The organism is Phytobacter cepae, assembly GCF_054165735.1.
Genome location: NZ_CM135107.1, coordinates 2,590,325 through 2,609,412 on the forward strand (window position 1 = coordinate 2,590,325; position 19,088 = coordinate 2,609,412).

The window sequence follows — 19,088 nt, forward strand, 5'->3', positions numbered from 1 at the left end:
CAGGCGTTAACGTCGCGGTGTCATGCATAAAGCGTAGCGTATTCAGCAAGTTTAGTGGGCGTAGATCTGGTTTTTTCCCAAACGTTTTGCGCGGTATAGCGCATCGTCGGCGGCTTTCAGCCAGTGGGGCACAAGGAACATCCCCGGTGCAGCGCTGGCGATACCGATACTGAGGGTGCAGCGAAACCGGTGTTCAGGCTTCACGGTCAGCAGCGCCGAGGCCTCAAGAATGCGGGTGGCGACCACCATCGCCTCTTCCGGCGTCGTGTCGGGCAAGAGAATCACGAACTCATCGCCGCCAAGACGGGCAGGTGTGTCACTCTTGCGCGTGGCGGCGTGAAGAATTTTTGACACCGACACCAATAACGCGTCACCTACTTCATGACCAAAGCGATCGTTGACCTCTTTGAAATTATCAATATCGATAAAAATCAGCGCCGAGTGTCGGGGTGCCCGATTGTAAAGATCCAGTTCATCCTGGATGCGCTGTTCGAGCAGACGTCTGTTGGCAATATCCAACAGCGGATCCATCATTGCGATGCGCTCCAGCTCACGGCTTTTAATGCGCAATTTCACCGCTATCGTATCGGTCAGTACGCTGAGTGCGACCATATACAGGGCGATTAAAGGCAGAGTGGCGTACATGGTGCGTTGGGTCACAAACCCTTCAATCTGCATCCCCTGCGCAATCCAGGCCGCAGCAAAAGCACCTGCCATCGCCATACCGGCCTTACGCATCAGGTCGAAGCCACCGGCCGAGAGTCGATCGGAAAGTAAAATGGTAGCAATCACCACCGATGGCAGCGGATTTACAGCCATCATCGCAATCCAGAATCCACCGGCGGCGGCATCGAAAACCAGATTATAGTGTTCAACGGTGAGCGGGGTCGGCGAGTGGCGTGCACGCAAAAAAGCCACGGTAGGCCAGACAAATGCGTTAGCACTGAGCAGTGCAATCAACCAGTAAGGTCGGTTAAGTTCCAGAAGGACAGAGAGAATGGGGAAGAAACATAAAAACGTTCCCAGGATTCGCATCAGGTACATTCTTCTGACAAAAGGTCTACCCGTTACCCGTGAACTTATATTCAAATTGTCAGACCCGTTCATGAAGCGATGTAATTCCGAAACATTTACTTAGTTATACTATTAACGATAAAAATAAGTAGCAAGCAATATAATAAGTTACCCCTATCGTTTCGCCTTATAGATTGCGGGCTACGCCCGTTCAGCTCTCTGGCCTTTGTTCATGCATAGCCACGTTTTTTTCCGATCGTTGTATACCCGACATACTGGTGCAATTACGCCCTGCTCTCTTCGATTGATACAGGTATTCGTCCGCCTGAGCCAACAGTTTGTTGAAGACGTCGGTAAGACCTGTAGCCCCTGTTTGCCCATTACTTAAACCAATACTGACGGTCAGGCGTAAGCTATTTTGCTGCCACATAAAGGTATGTTTTTCGATGGCGATGCGAATTCTTTCTGCCAATTGGTACCCCTGAAACGGATCGGTGGTCGCTGCAACGACCGCAAATTCTTCTCCGCCCATCCGGGCCACCAGGCCCTGCTCGCCAATCTCGTGTTTTACTTTTTTAGCGAAAGACTTCAACACCCTGTCACCGCACTCATGGCCATGGTTATCGTTGACGCTTTTAAAATAATCAATGTCCAGTAGCATCACCGTGAGGTGTTTTTTTGCAAAGACATTATTGTCATGACGCAGCGCTTCATAAAGGCCCGAACGTGAATACACGAGAGTCAGGAAATCAAAATCTGCTCTCAGTGACACCTGGCGAATCAGGCGATTAATAGTCGCCACACTCACCGAGACGATGACGGGGCAAATCGCCATGGTGGCAATGCCCAGTCGCGCGGAAAACATTCGTGGCATTTCGAGCGGCGAGGCGACGAAAATATTAATAATGCCATTCGCCATCAGGATGATTTCAACGCCTCCCGTCAGGAGCGTGACGAGACAGGTGACCGGCAGCGGATACTGCACGGCGCACCAGATAAGCGCAGGCAGCGGAAATGCCAGACTCCCCGCGCCCCCTATGCTGACGGAGACCATGACCGACGCCAGCAGCGCCAGCACGGGCAGCAGATGCTTACCTTTTAATACCGGGATCTTTCGTGGCCAACTGAAGGTCAGCATGCAGGGCAGAATTAACACCCCGGTCGAGAATTGTTCACTGAACCAGTCACAATAGAGGGTCATGAAACCCAGCCCACCGATACCTACCGAGGCCACGGCGCCGAACAGGGCACAGAGCATGGCGGAGATCAGGCAGTAGCTGAACAAATTGAGGGCATTTATCGGTTGTGGTGTCTGACGAATGCGGTGTTTTTCACGCAGCACCAGCGAGGCCATGGTGAGGATAAACACCATATTGGACAGATTAATCAGAACCGAAGCCATGCCCCAGGTGGTAGTCACGCCGTCATAGACGAGCATCGCCAGGTAGCAAAGCAGGTACAAATACCAGCGATTCAGAAAGGCGTAACGGGCAAACACCCCTGCCATCACCGCGTTAAGTGGCCAGAACAGCGACAGTTCATCTACTAAACGCAGCATAGCGCCAATGAAGTAAAACAGCGTGGTTACGCTAAAAATGAGAACCGCATTGACCAGCGGTCTGCCCTGACGAAAAGGTCGGAAGGGTCCAGCAAAAAAAGCACGCATCAGGGAGTAATCCAGTTCATTGGCGGTACGAATCAATTGGGCGTGGCAAAAATTAGCACAAAGCTTCAGATGCAATGCTCTGATAACAGCTTGCTAACATGCCCAATACCTCGCTTCGCTCGCCTCAGGCGTTCATTTGCTGTACCAGCCAGTGATAAATGACCTCCACAACATACCCTTGTTGGGCATCCGTCAGCGCGACGCCCACAGGAATGCTATGCCATTTCGCCAGACATCCCCGGCAGCAGGTTGCAGTGGCATGTTGAGCAATAAACACCGGATGACCCCGCATGGGTGTCTGTTTGCCATCGTTAGAGGGGTTCATGGGGGCCAGCCTGCGGGCAACAAAATCCGCCGCGTGCTGGGCTATCACCGGCGCACCTTTATCGATGCAGTACTGACGCTCTTTCACGCCCAGACGGAAGCGGGAGCGAAAGGTCGATCGCGAGAGCCGCGCGAAGAGAGAATCAAGATTTGTCATCAGTAAACCGATCGCCCCAGTTGTTGGGTTAACGCCTCCAGTAGCGCAATACCCGCCAGGGAATTGCCGGCCTCGTCAAGCTCGGGGCTCCAGACGGCGATCGTCATTTCATGCGGTACCACCGCCACAATGCCCCCACCTACGCCTGATTTGGCGGGTAAACCGACCCGCCAGGCAAATTCACCGGCATTCTGGTACATGCCGCTCGTTGCCATTAGCGCATTGACCTGACGCGTCTGTTGAGGCGTTAATATCGGTGCATCGCTCTGCGGTGAACGGCCCCGATCGGCAAGAAACAGAAAGGTACGCGCGAGCTCAGCGCAGCTCATTCTCAGCGCGCAATAATGAAAGTAGTTTTGCAGTACGGTGGTGACATCGTTGTGAAAGTTACCAAAGGATTTCATCAGCCATGCGATGGCGGCATTGCGGGCCGAGTGGTCAAATTCAGAACGTGCCACCACGCTATCAAACCCTATGTCCGGTGTTCCGGCGAGCTTTCTGACGATCTCCAGCATCCGCTGGCGCGGCGCACTGAGACGGCTTTGCAACATATCACAGACCACCAGCGCCCCGGCGTTGATAAACGGATTTCGCGGCTTTCCCTGCTCCATCTCAAGCTGAAGAAGTGAGTTGAAGGGTTGACCGGAGGGGTCTTTACCCACCCGCGTCCAGATTTCACCTTCATCATAGTGGTTCATCGCCACCGTCAGGCTGAGCACTTTAGACAGTGACTGAATAGAGAAGCGTTCATCCGCATCGCCTGCCTGGTAGTGCTCGCCGTTAACCGTACTGATGGCAATGCCCAGTTTTGATCCGCTGACCTTTGCCAGCGCGGGAATGTAATCGGCGACGTTCCCTTGCCCCAAAAGCGGGCGCACCTGTTCCAGCAGTGCTTCAAGCACGCCATTTCCCATTACATTCGCCACTGTTTAACCTTACTTGCCGCTTAAATCGGGCTGCGAGTATACCAAACTTCAGGCAGGGAGACGAAAACGGGAGACCGCCTGAATAAGGCGATGGGAATCCTCATGTAACTGGACGGAAGCCTCAGTGGTGTGGGTCACCAGTTCCCCGGTACGTTGCGCCACCGTGTTCAGTGAGTGCAACTGCCGGGTCATATGGTGAATGTTTTCTCCCTGACTCAGGGTCGCGGAGGAGATCTCATTTAACAGACCGCTCAGATGCCCTACCAGCCCGGTGACATTCTGCAGATTATCTTCCAGTTTGCTCACGGCCTCAGAACCATCATCGATCCCCTGCAGGGAGTGGTTGATTAACTGCTGAATCGTCTGCGTCGAGTGGCTGCTTTTACGCGCCAGTAAGCCTACCTCTTTCGCCACCACCGCAAATCCACGACCATGGTTACCCGCATGCGCCGCTTCAATCGCCGCGTTTAATGCCAGAATATTGGTCTGGAAGGCTACGCCGTCAATCATTTCAACAATGCCGCGCATCTCTGAGGCCCGGTCAACAATGTGGCGCATCGACTGATTGACGGTGTCCATCATGCTGTCGCCCCCTGCCGCCGCTTTACGCGCTTCTTCCGCGCGCTGGCGGGCGAGCTGGGCGTAACCGGTATTGCCTTCGACATGCGATTCCAGGCTGGCAATGTGCGAGGTAACATCCGCGAGTTGCTGCGCCTGACGGGTGGACTGCTGATAGAGCTTTTGATTCCCTTCGGCAAGCGTGTCGATATGACTGACCATTGAACGGGTGGCATGGCTAACCTGCATCACCAACTGCTGTAACCCCTGTTGCATGGTGTCGATGCTCAGACCAATCTGGTCAATTTCCCGATTAAAGCGTTTGATGTCCGGCAACTCTGCCGACAAATCCCCCGCCGCAAGCGTATTCACATGCGCAATCAAACGACGCAGCGGCGTAATAACCCACCGCGACATAGCGAACCAGACAGTAATGGCGATGACAATCAGCAGTGCGGGCACCAGCACAAAGAGATGCTGTAGCGAAGACAGATTGCCCATTAAGGCCTGACGCCCCCGCTCGGCCTGCTTTTCACTGGCCTGCTGGAAGCGGGCGTAGTTGTCGTTGAAATCGGCCTGGAAGGCCTGCGCCGGAACGGCAAAGAAAGCGTCAATCGATTGTGTTTTTACCAGCCCATCCGCCTGCTCTTTAATGGCGTCATAGAAGCGTTGATAACTGTTAACCAGCCCCTCATCTTTGGGAGGATTGAGAGACTGCCACGCCTGCCAGGCCTTCTGCGACGTGGCCAGCGCCTGCTGGGTTTCATCCATCAGACTATGCCAGCTACCGTCGGAACCGGTCTCTTTGTCCTGCATAAAATAGACACCGGCGCGGTTGAGCAGATCGCTTGCTGCCAGTAGCGATACGCGCGCTTCGTCAACCTTAACCTGTTGTTGATGAGCGCGCTGATTCAGCTGTTCGTTGTGCTTTGCGTCGTTCAGGGAGGTAGAAAGCAAAATGGATGTGGCAATTTGCAGGGCTGAAAAGAGCCCAATAATCCAGAAGATACCTGCCAGTAAGCCGAAATTCCGTGGAGTGACGCGCCGAAAGATACGGCGGAAAATTTGTTTTAAGTTCATGATATTCTTCTGTAACCTTACGATTCACGTGAGTCTACGAAAGAATAATGACAGAACCATGACGGGCAGGAATGGCGCGCCCTGGATGGGCGCGCAGAAGATCAGACTCTGTCTTTCCAGACGGTTTGCACGTTGCAGAACTCACGCAGACCGAAGTGTGACAGTTCGCGACCAAAGCCACTTTTCTTCACCCCACCAAATGCTACCCGGGCATCACTGGCGCTATAGCCGTTGATAAACACGCCGCCACATTCAAGGCGCGAAGCGAACGCATCCGCAAGCGCAGCGTTGGCGGTAAAGACAGTGGCGGAAAGGCCAAATTCACTGTCGTTAGCGAGCGTCAGCGCGTGTTCAGCATCACGGGCCACGCTAATGGCTGCCACCGGGCCAAACATCTCTTGTCGAAACGCAGTCATCTGCGGGGTAACGTGGGTCAGTACCGTCGCCGGGTAGAAGTTCCCTGCTCCGGTCGATTTTTCACCGCCGAGCGCCAGGGTTGCCCCTTCTTGCACCGTTGCCAGTACCTGCTGGTGCAGTTCGTCGCGCAGATCAAAGCGGGCCATCGGGCCAAGGTCGTTCTGCTCCTCTTGAGGTGAACCCTGCTTCAACGCAGCGGCAGCGGCGATAAATTTCTCAGTGAAGGTATCGGCAATGCCCGCTTCGACGATAAAGCGTTTGGCAGCTGCACAGACCTGCCCGGTGTTTTGATAACGCCCGGCGACCGCCGCTTTGACCGCCAGTTCTATGTCTGCATCATTCAGTACGATAAAGGGATCGGAACCGCCCAGCTCCAGTACACATTTTTTCAGTGCTGCCCCGGCCTGAGCACCAATGGCCGCACCGGCACGCACGCTGCCGGTGACCGTCACCGCCGCGATGCGTGAGTCGTTTATCGCCTGGCTCACCCCGTCGTTAGTGGCATTCACCCAGTTGAACACGCCTTCAGGAACGCCAGCTTCAGCGAAAATTTTACCCGTCAGCTCCGCGCAACCGAGCACGTTAGGCGCATGTTTGAGCAGGTAGCTATTCCCGGCCAGCAGGATGGGCACCGCTCCGCGCAGCACCTGCCAGAGCGGGAAGTTCCACGGCATCACGGCCAGAACCGGCCCCAGCGGACGGTATTCGATTGTCGCGCGGTGATTTTCTACCCGCGTGGGCTCACTGCTTAACATGGCCGGACCGTGGTCGGCGTACCAGTCACACAGGTTGGCGGACTTGCTTACCTCAGCACGGGCCTGGACTATCGGTTTACCCATTTCGAGAGCGATCAGTTGCGCCATTTCTTCACCGTGGGCACGCAGCACCGCGCCGACATTACGCAACAGAGAAGCCCGCTCCTGGACGGGCTGCAGACGCCACTGGCGGAACCCGCTCGCGGCGAGGGCCAGCGCGGCATCAACATCTTCGCGGCTGGCCCAGGGTCTGGCGGCCAGGGTTTCCCCGGTCGCCGGGTTAACAGAAAAGGCATGGGTAGCAGGTGATAGTGACATGATGTTCTCTCTTTGTTCAGGACTGCGACTATCCTGGCCGGGTTTACTCTTTCTGAAAAGTGAATAATATTAAGTAAACCATTCACAATGAGAGAATGAAATGGACCTGACCCAGCTTGAAATGTTTAACGCCGTGGCGCAGACAGGCAGTATTACCCAGGCCGCACACAAGGTGCACCGGGTGCCATCGAACCTCACTACCCGCATTCGGCAACTGGAAGCGGATCTGGGCGTGGATCTCTTTATTCGTGAAAATCAACGCCTGCGTCTTTCCCCGGCCGGCCACAGTTTTCTACGCTATAGCCAGCAAATACTGGCTCTGGTGGATGAAGCTCGCCTGGTGGTGGCCGGAGACGAACCGCAAGGGCTTTTCTCCCTCGGTTCGCTGGAAAGCACCGCCGCGGTGCGCATTCCGGCGACGCTGGCGAAATACAATCAGCGATACCCGCGCATTCAGTTTGATATGGCCACCGGTCCGTCAGGCAAGATGATTGATGGCGTGCTTGACGGCACCCTGAGCGCAGCCTTTGTCGATGGGCCGATTATGCATCCCGGTCTTGAAGGTATTCCGGTCTATCAGGAGGAGATGATGATTGTCGCCCCCCACGGGCATGAACCTGTCCGCCGCGCCTCGCAGGTGAACGGCGCAAGCATTTATGCGTTTCGTGCCAACTGCTCTTATCGCCGCCATTTCGAAAGCTGGTTTCGCGCCGACCAGGCGACACCCGGTAAAATTCACGAAATGGAGTCGTACCATGGCATGCTGGCCTGTGTGATTGCCGGGGCGGGGCTGGCGCTGATCCCGCGCAGTATGCTGGAAAGTATGCCCGGTCATCATCAGGTCGGGGCCTGGCCGCTGGCAGAAAAATGGCGTTGGTTAACCACCTGGCTGGTCTGGCGACGAGACGCGAAAACCCGCCACCTCGATGCCTTTATAGAATTGCTGAACGAACATCCTCAACCAGCCCTTTCTCCATAAAGATGCTTAACGGATCGTCTTCATAGGGGGCGAACGCGCTGCGTTGCTGGTATCCGCAGCGCGTATAGAGCGTTTTCGCGGCCGGTTGTTTGATGCCAGTTTCAAGACGCAGCGTATGGCACCCCCGTTCAAGTGCCGCTTTTTCCAGCGTCTCTAACAGTCGTTCACCCAGTTTTTGCCCACGATGGCGTTCGTCGATATAGACCCGTTTCATCTCCCCGGCGCCATGCCCGTCCAGCACCACCGCACCACAGCCCACGGTCTCGCCGCTCTCGTGGCGAATCGCGAACAGAATGAGCGTCGATTCGGGTATGTCGCTGAGATCCAGCAGATGATTACTCTCCTCGGGATAGAGCTGGCTTTGCCACGCATCGAGGTTGGCAATCAGGGCGCGGATATCGGGCTGCGAAGGGGTCGCGGGTATCACGGTGTACATGGCAATCTCCTGTTAATGTCCTGTTAAATTACGCGAAAAGGTTGCCCCGTCGGCCATACAATTAACTTATATCTCCTTGCCTGGATTGCGTAATGCGTTCCCTGAGCGGTACTTTACGCTCAAACGTACTCCTGACAACGGAACCGAAATGAATACCAAAGCCCGCAAAGTGATGATCATTGGCGCCGGCAATGTCGGCGCGTCTGCCGCCTACGCCCTGCTCAATCAAAATATTGCTGAAGAGTTAATCCTTGTGGATCTGAACCGTGACCGTGTGGAAGGGCATGTGCAGGATCTCGCCGATGCTGCGGCGTATATGCCGGGGATGATGACCCTTTCCACTCGCGAGGTCACCGACTGCGCGGATGTTGATATCGCGGTCATTACCGTTTCCGGTGGCCCCCTCAAGCCCGGACAAACGCGTCTGGATGAGTTGCAGAGCACGGCGCGGATCGTCAAAAACATTGTGCCGCCGATGATGGAAAACGGCTTTAATGGCATATTCCTGATTGCCACCAACCCCTGTGACATCATTACCTGGCAGGTGTGGAAGCTCTCCGGCCTGCCGCGTAATCAGGTGATCGGCACCGGCGTCTGGCTGGATACCACCCGCCTGCGTCGCGCCCTGGCGCAAACGCTGGACATCGGCGCGCAGAGCATTGATGCCTTTATTCTGGGTGAGCACGGCGATACCCAGTTTCCGGTCTGGTCGCACTCCTCGGTTTACGGCTCTCCGATTGCCGACGTCTGGCTGCGTAAAACCGGGCAAGTGCTGGATTGTGATGCGCTGGCAGAGAGCGTGCGCAAACATGGCTTTGAAATATATGCCCGTAAAGGATGTACCGAATATGGTATCGCCGGGACGATAGCGGAGATTTGCCGCAACATATTCACCGGCAGCCACCGGGCGCTGGCTATCTCCTGCGTGCTGGATGGTGAATATGGCGTGCACGATGTGGCGATCGGCGTACCGGCAGTGCTGGCGCAAAACGGTGTGCAGCAGATTATCGAGCTACAACTGAAAGGTGACGAAGTGGCGAAGTTTGACCACTCCGTGTCAGTGATTAAAGAGAATATCTCCCGACTGCCGTAGCCGTCAGAACGCTCAATTGGCGATGGTTAATCGCCCCGGCAGGAGCGCAAGCTGCTGGCGAATATCATCGCCGAGTTGGGCATCGGTGATGATATCAGTGAGTGAGTCCAGTCTTGCGACATTGAACAGTGACCATGCCCCGTATTTGCTGCTGTCCGCCAGCAGTACACGGCGCTGGGCGTTGTCGATAAGCGCCCTTTTCAGGGCCGCTTTCTCTTCGGTTGGGGAGGTAATGCCCTTTTCCATATCCCAGCCGTTACAGCTGACAAACGCTAAATCCGGCCAGATCCCCTGTAACAGTCTCCGTCCGTGTTCACCGACGCAGGACTGACTGGAATCGTCAATTCGCCCGCCAATAATCGTCACTTCGATTTGCTTAAATTCCGACAAGAACAGCGCAATATGCAAATCACTGGTGATCACCCGCAGCGGCAGATGGGTGAGCTGTCGCGCAAGCTCAATCATCGTGGTGCCTGCGTCGAGGACTATCGCGTCACCCGCTTTCACCAGCGAGGCCGCCGCCGTAGCGATGGCATGTTTCTCCGTCAGATTGCGCTGCATCTTTTCAAGCGTCGTCGGCTGAGAAGGAATAAACCGGTTAAGGGTGACGCCTCCGTGAGAACGGCTGATCACCCCTTCCTGATCGAGTTTAATCAGGTCGCGACGGATGGTCGCAGGCGACGCATTGGTTGCGCTGACCAGTTGATCCACAGTGACCAGATTATGCCCTTTGAGATAGTCCATAATCTGCTCTAACCGGTTATATCCCTTCATATTATTCTCGCGTAATTTGCATCGCTAACTGGATGGATACCGCCATACTCTCCGGGTTTGCTTTCCCGGCCCAGGCAATATCAAATGCGGTACCATGATCCGCAGAGGTACGGATAAACGGCAGGCCCGCAGTGATATTAACCCCATCGTAAAAGCCCAGCAATTTTAACGGAATATGGCCCTGGTCGTGGTACATCGCTACCACCATGTCATACATGCCTTCATGGCACTGCATAAACACGGTATCCGGCGGGCACGGCCCGGTCACATTCAGCCCCTGCGCCTTCATTGCCTCAACGGCAGGCCCGACGGTGGTTATCTCTTCGTCACCAAACAGACCGTTTTCCCCGGCGTGCGGGTTCACCCCGGCCACGGCGATACGCGGATTCTCAAAACCGACGCGCTTCAGGAAGCGGTCGGCCACGCCAATCACCGTCTTGATGCGATCCTGATTCAGCGTGTCGAGGAATTTACGCAGCGCAATGTGGGTAGTGACGTGAATCACTTTGAGCTTGTCAGTATAAAGCACCATGGCGTAGTCATTAATGTGGGTGAGCTTCGCCAGCAGTTCGGTGTGGCCTGGGTAGTGGTGCCCCCCCAGATGCAGCGCTTCTTTGTTCAGCGGCGCGGTGGCGATCGCTTTTACTTCTCCCGCCATTGCCAGTTCGGTGGCGCGACGAACACAGCGGTACGCCAGATCGCCGGCCTGCGCCTGGACCTTACCCGGCACCAGCGCCTGCGGCTCCGCCAACGGCTCGTCCAGCACGTTAATTACGCCCGGTGCGAAATGCGCATCCTGTACCTTATTAATGATACGCAGTTCCGCATGAGGAGTAACGTTCAGTGCCAGTACGCGGTTGAAGGTTTGTGCGCAACCTATCACCACAACCGGCGCCCCGGAAAGTGCGCCTTCAACCAGCGATTTAATAATAATCTCCGGGCCAATCCCTGCCGGGTCGCCCATCGTTACGGCAATAACATTAGTCACTCGATCTCTCCTCAATAAAATTCAAAACCTTAAGCAGCGTGGTTTCGTCGCCGAAGCCCCCTGCTTTGGTCATCACGGGTCGTTGCCATTCGCAACCTGAAAAATATCCCCACGGCACGCAACCGGCGACGCGGCCCTGGATTCGAAACCCTTTTGCCCCCAGCGCGCGCGCGACCGCGATGGCAACATCGCCACCTGACAGGTAGAGCGCATCCGGTTGCACTTCAGCCAGCACGTCACGGGTAATCTGGCCCAAATATTCGCAAATACGCTCGCCGCACTCCGCCCGTGAAACAGCCCAGCGCTCACAGAGGGCCGCTATCTGATGGCGTGCCAGATCGTCCGGGCAGGTATGCACCAGACAGTGTTTTCCGGCCTTTAGCGCGGCAATAATCTCCGCCCGGTAATCCACCGGCTCAGACGCAAACGCATTGTTGATATCAATAAAGAGGGGGAAGCAGCGCGGATGCGCAGCGGCTACAGCAATCTGTTTTTGCGCGATTTCACTCATAGAGCCGACCATCGCCAGTACCGTTTGCTGGTTTACCGGGGCAAGCAGGCGCGATAAGGCATCACAAATCCCCGCAGAACCCACCAGCAAAGGGCGCCTGGCAGCCTGGCTGGCGTGTCTGACGATGGCATCAAGATCCGCGTCGGTTTGTGCGTCCACCACCACCATAACCGGCGCATCGACTGTCGCGCGCGCCAGAATCTGTGGTAAATCGCCCGGCTGCGCATTAATACTCGGTCCGGTAAACAGCGACCCAACGTCGGCATGCGTGACAGGCGTTTTGGGATCGCTGGCGAATTCGGTTTCCGTCAGCAGTACGCCACTGACATAGCACTTCCCGCTACGGGTGACGCGCCCCGCCGCCGGGAATGCAGGCGCAATAATGACCGCCGCGGCACCCAATACCTGCTGCATCGCCGCCACTTCAGCCCCTGGATTGCCCCGCAGCGTGGAGTCAATCTTCTTTACCAGCCAGTCAGGCGCGTTTTGACGCAACACCCTTTCCGTCAGCACCGCAACCCGTTCAGCGGCAACGTGTGCGGGCAGCGCCCGGCTGTCGGTATTGAAGATGCGCGCCTGGGCATGACTGAAGGTGGTTTCGTCCAGTACCACTTCGACACCTATCCCCGCCTGCGCCAGGCTCACGCCTGCATCGTTCGCGCCGGTAAAGTCATCGGCCAGCATCACAATGTTGTGTTCTGCGTTTTGTGTGTTCATCCCCACTCCGGGTTATCTCAACTGGATATGATTATATTCAATCATGATTGATTATATGTGAGCAAGATCAACTTATTTAATTTGCGAATAAATTATAAATTTAGGCCATACAGTGACCGTGGTTGAATTTTTATGATTGATTTCAATCACCACATAAAAAGATAGGAGAACGTTGTGGTTACGATTAACAGCACGCTTATCAGCGGCGCGGGTGCCATCCCCTCACTGGCACCGTTGCTGACAGGCAGAAAAAACCTCTTACTGGTGAGCGACAGCAATGTCATTAAACTTGCTGCGACCCAGCAGATCCTCGCCCTGCTGGCCGCAGAGGGTCGTCATGTAGAGATTATCGACACTGTTCCACCCGAGCCGAGCCAACATGACGTGGCGAAGATTATGGCGACTGCTCCGGCGAGCGCCTTTGATCTGATCGTAGGAATAGGCGGCGGAAGCGTGCTGGATGTCACCAAACTGCTGTCCGTTCTGCACCACCCGCAGTCACCGGGCCTTGACGCCCTGCTTGATGGCGTAAAACCCGTGGCACGTATCGCCTCGTTACTGATCCCTGCGACCGCCGGAACCGGTTCAGAGGCCACGCCAAACGCGATTCTGGCGATCCCCGAGCAGGACACCAAAATTGGCATCATCTCACCGGTACTGTTACCGGATTACGTGGCATTGCTGCCGGAGCTGACCACCAGCATGCCTGCGCATATTGCTTCTTCCACCGGCATTGATGCCCTGTGCCACCTGATTGAGTGCTTCACCGCCACCATCGCCAACCCGGTAAGCGACAACGTTGCCCTGACCGGCCTGCGCAAGCTGTTGCACAACATCGAAACCGCGGTAAATGAGCCCCATAACCTGGTGGCCCGTCTGGAAATGCTGTGGGCCTCTTACTACGGCGGCGCAGCGATTACCCATGCGGGCACGCATCTGGTGCACGCGCTCTCTTATCCGCTCGGCGGGAAATATCACCTGCCGCATGGCGTAGCCAACGCCATCCTGCTGGCACCGTGCATGAAAGTGGTTCGCCCGCATGCGGTGGCGAAGTTTGCACAGGTCTGGGACCTGGTGCCCGGTGCGGATACCTCGCTGAATGACGAAGAGAAATCCCACGCGCTGGTGCAGTTCTTTGCCGATTTAGTTAAGCGCCTCAACCTTCCGGACAACCTGGAAAGCCTGGGCGTGCCGCGCGCCGATATCCCGTCTCTCGCCGACGCCGCGCTGAACGTCAAACGCTTAATGAATAACGCGCCCTGCGCCGTGAACCATGGCGACGTGCAGGCGATTTACCAGACACTGTTTAAATATTGATTCAAGGAGAGCGTGTAATGAACAAGAAAATTGAGGGCGTGTTGACGGCGATCGTCACGCCTTTTGATGAGGAAGGTGCACTGCATCTTGCGTCGCTAAAACAACAGGTCGATCGCCAGCTCGACGCCGGAAACGGCATTTTCTGCGGCGGCACTAACGGTGAATTCTTCGTGCTGAACGAGCAGGAGAAAATTGCCGTTACCGAAACCTGCGTGCAGCATGTCCAGGGGCGCGCCAACGTCGTTGCGCACATTGGTGAAATATCGACACGCGAAACTATTCGTCTGGGAAAACAGATTGAAAAACGGGGTGTCGATGCGGTGTCGGTTATCACCCCCTATTTTGTGCCATTAAAACAAAACGAATTAATCAGCCATTATACCGCCGTTGCGGATGCCCTCAGCGTACCGGTATTTCTCTACAACATTCCTGCCCGCACCGGGAACACCCTTGAACCCCAAACCGTTCGCACCCTGGCCTCACACCCGAACATCATCGGCATTAAGGACAGCGCAGGCAGCTATGAAAGCCTGAGCGGTTATCTGAACGCCGTGAAAGATATCGACAACTTCAATGTGCTAAATGGGCCGGATTCGTTAATTCATAAAGGCTTTGTTGATGGTTGCTCGGCCTGCATCTCGGGTCTTGCCAACGTGGCGCCGAGGGAGATCAACGCCATCTGGGCGCGCTTCAAAGCGGGTGATATCGAGGGGTCCCGCCTGGCGCAGGACAATGTCACCGGCCTGCGTACCGACCTGTACAGCGTCGGGTTCTCACCCGCAGCCGTCAAAAAAGCCTTGCAACTCATGGGCTATGACGTTGGTGCCAGCCGTTACGCCGTCACGTTTAGCGAAGAACAACAACAACAAATTCGCCAGATAGTGACCCAGTACCTGCACTAAGGCGCATTTTTTTAATCGTTACCTTACATAGGGCACCTCAGGTGCCCAGAATTCACACGCCCTGAAGAGAGGCAAAGATGAACACTTTTACTTCACAAGATACCCTAATCATCGTCGGTATAGTGATTGCCTATATCGTCTTTACCACCTGGCTTACGTTCCGTTTACGCAGTAAAAACTCCGGCGATTTTATGGAAGGCTCCCGTGCCATGCCAGCCTTCCTGGTGGGGATTTTATTAATGTCTGAGTACATCGGTGCAAAATCCACCATTGGTACCGCGCAGGCCGCATTCGAAGGCGGAATTGCTGCGTCCTGGTCCGTACTGGGTGCGGCAATTGGCTTCCCATTGTTTGGTCTGTTGCTGGTTAAGCGCATCTATAACACCGGGAAAATTACCATTTCAGGTGCGATTGCCGAGAAATACGGCAACAGCACCAAAAATATCATCTCTATCATTATGATTTACGCCCTGCTGCTGGTTAACGTAGGCAACTACGTCAGTGGTGCGGCGGCGATTGCCACCGTACTGAAAGTGAGCCTGCCGGTTGCCGCCTTCATTACTGCTATCGTCAGTACGTTCTATTTTGCGTATGGCGGTATGAAGGGTGTGGCCTGGGTCACCCTGCTGCACAGTGCGCTGAAATATTTCGGTATTCTGGTCATCATGGGCTTCGCCCTGTACAAAACCGACGGTTTTACCCCGATGATCAGAGAGATGCCGCACTTCTACTGGACCTGGGACGGTAATTTCGGCCCGAGCACCATCTTCGCGTGGCTAATTGGTACGATTGGTTCAATTTTCTGCACCCAGTTTGTTATTCAGGCCATTTGTTCAACCAAAGATGTGAAAACGGCGAAGCGCTCAACCTGGATCGCTTTCTGGTTCTGCCTGCCGATTTCGCTGGCTATCGCAGTGATTGGGGTGGCAGCCAAATACCTGCACCCGGAAATCAACAGCCTGTACGCCATGCCTATTTTCCTGCAGGACATGAATCCCTGGATTGCCGGACTTGTGACAACGTCACTTGTTGCCTCTATTTTCGTGAGCGTTAGTACCGTTGCGCTGGCTATCGCCTCGCTGGTAGTCAAAGATTTCTACGTCCCTTACCGTAACCCAACGCCGGAGCAAGAGTTCAAGGCAACGCGTTGGTTGTCACTGTTCATTGGTTTCCTGCCGCTGATTTTCGTGCTGCTGGTACCGGAAGTGCTGAAGCTCTCCTTCTTTACGCGTGCGATTCGCCTGTCCATTACCGTTGTCGCCGTTATCGCTTTCTACGCGCCGTTCTTTAAAAGCACCCGCGGTGCGAATGCCGGTCTGATTGGTGCCTGTGTGGTGACCTCCGTCTGGTACCTGTTGGGTGACCCGTTTGGTATTAACAATATGTATATCGCGCTGATTACGCCTGCGGTGATCATGATGCTTGACCGCCTGATCCCCCATAAAGAGACCGCAAAAGCGCCAACATCCGTTCAAAATAGTGGAGTTTAATATGTCCGTTACCGTTAATCGTGATGGTGTCATTCGTCAGCAGGAGGATGCTCAGGTACTGAGTGCCATGCTGCCGTCACCCTGCCCGCAAAACCATGCGGCCAACATTCTGCCGCTGCCTGATGGCTCGCTGATGTGCGTCTGGTTTGGCGGTACGCAGGAAGGCGTGGCGGATATTTCGGTGTGGGGTTCGCGCCTCACGCCGGGCAGTGACCGCTGGAGCGACGCCGTGAAGTTGTCTGACGATCCAACCCGTTCTGAGCAAAATCCGGTGTTGTTCCTCGCTCCGGATAACGTGTTGTGGCTGATGTGGACCGCGCAGCTGTCCGGCAACCAGGATACAGCGATTGTGCGTTTTCGCCAGTCTCAGGATCTGGGCCAGAGCTGGGGCGAAATTGCCACCCTGCTGGACAAACCCGGCACCTTTATTCGCCAGCCGGTCACCGTGCTGGAAAACGGCAACTGGCTGCTACCGGTCTTTTACTGCCGCACCCAACCGGGTGAGAAATGGGTCGGCAATGATGACATCAGCGCGGTGAAAATCTCCTCAGATAAGGGGAAAACCTGGCGTGATGTGGAGGTGCCGGAGAGCCTGGGCTGTGTGCATATGAACATCACCGCGCTCAGGGATGGCAACCTGGTGGCCCTGTTCCGCAGTCGCTGGGCCGACAACATTTATTACAGCCAGTCCACCGATGGCGGTGAAAGCTGGTCGGTGCCAGAGCCGACTACCCTGCCCAATAACAACTCGTCTATTCAGGTAACGACCCTGGCGGACGGCAATCTGGCGCTGGTCTTCAACTTTATGAGCGCAGCCGGTGCGCGGGAACGCCGTGCGTCGTTGTACGACGAAATTGACGACGGCGACGGGCGTAAAGAGCCGGACGTTACCAGTGGCCCCAGCGCCTTCTGGGGGGCACCAAGAGCGCCAATGACCGTGGCGATCTCCCCGGATGGCGGCAAAAGCTGGCCGTGGCAGCGTCACCTTGATGAAGGCGATGGCTACTGCATGACCAACAACTCGCAGGAAAAACTCAACCGTGAGTTCTCTTATCCAAGCATTAAGCAGAGCGCCGACGGCACGCTGCACATTGCTTACACTTACTTCCGCCAGGCGATCAAATACGTGCGCGTCTCACCTGAGTGGGTAAAGGAGTAACCGATGATTCTGGGACACCTCAACGCCCTGCCGCTGGCAGGGTTACCCCGCGCGTTACGTGCCATTCTCGACCTGCCAGAGTGTGATCTGGCAGCATTGCAGGCGCGGGACGACGGACGCTTTCAGTTACCGGGCGCGCCGTGGTTCTGCACTGTGGGTCCGGCCAGTACGCAGTATCGCGAACAGCGCCATACCGAGTATCACCACCAATGGGCAGATATTCAGGTCATGCTGGAAGGGGAAGAGATTATCTATGCCGGTTCACAGTTCGAGCCACTGATAACGGACGAAGAGCGTAAGCCGGATCTGTTTATCACCACCACGGCGCAACTGCCGGTCAACATCCTGTTGCAGGCGGGTGACTTTGCGGTTTTTTTACCAGGCGAGCCACATCAGGCGTTGTGTGCCGCCGTCGAGCCATTAGTTGTGCGTAAAGCAGTGTTCAAAGTCCCACGCACGTTACTGGAGGTGTAGAGATGCCACATGCGGTTGTTACCGGGGCCAGTTCGGGGATTGGTGAAGCGATTGTCAGCAGGTTGCTTGAGCAAGGCTGGCGGGTGACGGGGCTCAGTCGCTCAAAGGTAGTGCGTGACGCGCCTGCGTTTGAGAGCGTGTGTGTGGATTTGAGCGACAGTGTCGCTCTGGCTGATACGCTGACCACGCTGCCAGTACCGGACGCGGTGATCCACGCCGCGGGTATGATGGCCGCCGCGCCATTGGGTAAGTTAACTGCGGATGTCAGTCAGCAGCTCTGGCAACTGCATGTGCTGGCCGCTGAAACCCTGGTCAATCATTTTGCCCCGCAGATGTCACATGGCGGCCGCATTGTGATTATCGGCAGCCGCACCTCCCGTGGCGCGGCGGATCGCTCTCAGTACGTGGCGACTAAAGCGGCACTCGTTGGCATGGTACGCAGTTGGGCGGCGGAACTTGCCCCTCGGGGCATTACAGCGAATGTGGTTGCGCCAGGTGCTACACAAACGCCGATGTTAAACGCACCGGGGCGGTCGAGTTCCCCACCCAACATACCCCCTATCGGGCGATTGATTGAACCTCGTGAAGTGGCGGCACTGGTGGGGTTTGTGCTGTCGGCGGATGCGGCGGCAATCACCGGTCAGGAGTTGGTGATGTGTGGGGGGGCATCGTTGAAATGAAAGCCACCAGAGCGGGTGCTCAGTATTGAGGTGAACATGCCAGAACAGCGGAATGTTCCGTTCACTTTACGTGCAAGGGAGGCTCGTCGCCGCCTCTCTGCGGGCGGCCCCGGCCAGCCGTCAACACCGCATCGATTTTCAGCCGGATCAGAAAACCCTCGCTGCAAGAAACTGCGCTGAAGATAAAACGATTTCGCTGTTTGTTGGAGATCCTGAAGCTACTCTTTTTTTCATTTGATTCCGGACTTACAGCGAGGGTGTTGTGTCCCCGCTGAAACCGGCGAGCCGGAGGCCGGAAGACAAGGTCTGGCCGCCAGGGAGGGCGGGCAGAGGTTTGTCGAGCCAGGACGGCG

General features: G+C 55.7%; 19 protein-coding genes. 9 read left to right on the plus strand and 10 right to left on the minus strand.

Annotated elements, in window-relative coordinates; translation table 11 throughout:
• Positions 1-51: 51 nt before the first annotated feature.
• From ACUY4Q_RS11995 to sad, 6 genes are all read right to left on the minus strand, one after another.
• Positions 52-1,044, minus strand: coding sequence for a sensor domain-containing diguanylate cyclase (locus tag ACUY4Q_RS11995; protein WP_458042996.1), 993 nt, complete (start codon positions 1,042-1,044; stop codon positions 52-54).
• A 181-nt stretch (positions 1,045-1,225) separates the two neighbouring features.
• Entirely contained in the window at positions 1,226-2,680 is a 1,455-nt protein-coding gene (locus ACUY4Q_RS12000) for a GGDEF domain-containing protein (protein WP_458042997.1), read from the minus strand.
• A gap of 124 nt (positions 2,681-2,804) precedes the next feature.
• Positions 2,805-3,161: a DUF4186 domain-containing protein gene (locus ACUY4Q_RS12005; protein WP_458042998.1), complete on the minus strand. Its 357-nt coding sequence runs from the start codon at positions 3,159-3,161 to the stop codon at positions 2,805-2,807.
• Positions 3,161-4,075 (minus strand): glutaminase B, encoded by a 915-nt coding sequence (gene glsB, locus ACUY4Q_RS12010; RefSeq protein ID WP_458047328.1) that lies wholly within the window; start codon positions 4,073-4,075, stop codon positions 3,161-3,163. Before glsB ends, ACUY4Q_RS12005 begins: the two co-directional genes overlap by 1 nt.
• Before the next feature lie 60 nt (positions 4,076-4,135).
• A complete protein-coding gene (locus tag ACUY4Q_RS12015; protein WP_458042999.1) occupies positions 4,136-5,725 on the minus strand; it encodes a methyl-accepting chemotaxis protein in 1,590 nt (529 codons plus the stop codon).
• 101 nt (positions 5,726-5,826) lie between these two features.
• Positions 5,827-7,215 (minus strand): succinate-semialdehyde dehydrogenase, encoded by a 1,389-nt coding sequence (sad, locus tag ACUY4Q_RS12020; protein ID WP_458043000.1) that lies wholly within the window; start codon positions 7,213-7,215, stop codon positions 5,827-5,829.
• Between the two features lie 100 nt (positions 7,216-7,315).
• Between sad and ptrR the strand changes: the two genes are divergently transcribed.
• Complete coding sequence (ptrR, locus tag ACUY4Q_RS12025; RefSeq protein ID WP_458043001.1) at positions 7,316-8,194, plus strand: putrescine utilization regulator PtrR; 879 nt, start codon at positions 7,316-7,318, stop codon at positions 8,192-8,194.
• Here the strand turns inward: ptrR and ACUY4Q_RS12030 are convergent.
• Positions 8,148-8,630, minus strand: a complete 483-nt coding sequence (locus ACUY4Q_RS12030) for a GNAT family N-acetyltransferase (protein WP_458043002.1) — start codon at positions 8,628-8,630, stop codon at positions 8,148-8,150. The two genes, ptrR and ACUY4Q_RS12030, sit on opposite strands and share 47 nt — an antisense overlap.
• A 148-nt stretch (positions 8,631-8,778) precedes the next feature.
• Here ACUY4Q_RS12030 and ACUY4Q_RS12035 point away from each other — a divergent pair, with 148 nt between their 5' ends.
• The gene (locus ACUY4Q_RS12035; protein WP_458043003.1) at positions 8,779-9,723 is read left to right on the plus strand and encodes an L-lactate dehydrogenase; all 945 of its coding nucleotides are present in this window, start codon (positions 8,779-8,781) and stop codon (positions 9,721-9,723) included.
• A gap of 12 nt (positions 9,724-9,735) precedes the next feature.
• On the opposite strand, the gene ACUY4Q_RS12040 is transcribed toward ACUY4Q_RS12035, so the two are convergent.
• Genes ACUY4Q_RS12040 through dtnK form a run of 3 tightly spaced genes read right to left on the minus strand, consistent with a single transcriptional unit; the run spans position 9,736 to position 12,713 of the window.
• Positions 9,736-10,497 (minus strand): DeoR/GlpR family DNA-binding transcription regulator, encoded by a 762-nt coding sequence (locus ACUY4Q_RS12040; protein ID WP_458043004.1) that lies wholly within the window; start codon positions 10,495-10,497, stop codon positions 9,736-9,738.
• Between the two features lies 1 nt (position 10,498).
• On the minus strand, positions 10,499-11,485 hold the full coding sequence (locus tag ACUY4Q_RS12045) for a D-threonate 4-phosphate dehydrogenase (protein ID WP_458043005.1): 987 nt from the start codon (positions 11,483-11,485) through the stop codon (positions 10,499-10,501).
• Positions 11,478-12,713: a D-threonate kinase gene (dtnK, locus tag ACUY4Q_RS12050; protein ID WP_458043006.1), complete on the minus strand. Its 1,236-nt coding sequence runs from the start codon at positions 12,711-12,713 to the stop codon at positions 11,478-11,480. Before dtnK ends, ACUY4Q_RS12045 begins: the two co-directional genes overlap by 8 nt.
• 174 nt (positions 12,714-12,887) lie before the next feature.
• Between dtnK and ACUY4Q_RS12055 the strand changes: the two genes are divergently transcribed.
• The 7 genes from ACUY4Q_RS12055 to ACUY4Q_RS12085 all read left to right on the plus strand — a co-directional run bounded on the left by ACUY4Q_RS12055 (position 12,888) and on the right by ACUY4Q_RS12085 (position 18,973).
• Positions 12,888-14,030, plus strand: a complete 1,143-nt coding sequence (locus ACUY4Q_RS12055) for an iron-containing alcohol dehydrogenase (protein WP_458043007.1) — start codon at positions 12,888-12,890, stop codon at positions 14,028-14,030.
• 17 nt (positions 14,031-14,047) lie between these two features.
• The gene (locus tag ACUY4Q_RS12060; protein WP_458043008.1) at positions 14,048-14,932 is read left to right on the plus strand and encodes a dihydrodipicolinate synthase family protein; all 885 of its coding nucleotides are present in this window, start codon (positions 14,048-14,050) and stop codon (positions 14,930-14,932) included.
• A 77-nt stretch (positions 14,933-15,009) separates the two neighbouring features.
• The gene (locus ACUY4Q_RS12065) at positions 15,010-16,422 is read left to right on the plus strand and encodes a sodium:solute symporter family protein (RefSeq protein WP_458043009.1); all 1,413 of its coding nucleotides are present in this window, start codon (positions 15,010-15,012) and stop codon (positions 16,420-16,422) included.
• Position 16,423: 1 nt separating this feature from the next.
• Positions 16,424-17,581 carry a sialidase family protein gene (locus tag ACUY4Q_RS12070; protein ID WP_458043010.1) on the plus strand — a complete coding sequence of 386 codons (1,158 nt, stop codon included), beginning with the start codon at positions 16,424-16,426 and terminating at the stop codon, positions 17,579-17,581.
• 3 nt (positions 17,582-17,584) lie between these two features.
• The gene (locus ACUY4Q_RS12075; RefSeq protein WP_458043011.1) at positions 17,585-18,055 is read left to right on the plus strand and encodes a NanQ anomerase/TabA/YiaL family protein; all 471 of its coding nucleotides are present in this window, start codon (positions 17,585-17,587) and stop codon (positions 18,053-18,055) included.
• 2 nt (positions 18,056-18,057) lie between these two features.
• The gene (locus tag ACUY4Q_RS12080) at positions 18,058-18,735 is read left to right on the plus strand and encodes an SDR family NAD(P)-dependent oxidoreductase (RefSeq protein ID WP_458043012.1); all 678 of its coding nucleotides are present in this window, start codon (positions 18,058-18,060) and stop codon (positions 18,733-18,735) included.
• A gap of 52 nt (positions 18,736-18,787) precedes the next feature.
• Entirely contained in the window at positions 18,788-18,973 is a 186-nt protein-coding gene (locus tag ACUY4Q_RS12085; protein WP_458043013.1) for a hypothetical protein, read from the plus strand.
• The last annotated feature ends 115 nt before the right edge of the window (positions 18,974-19,088 follow it).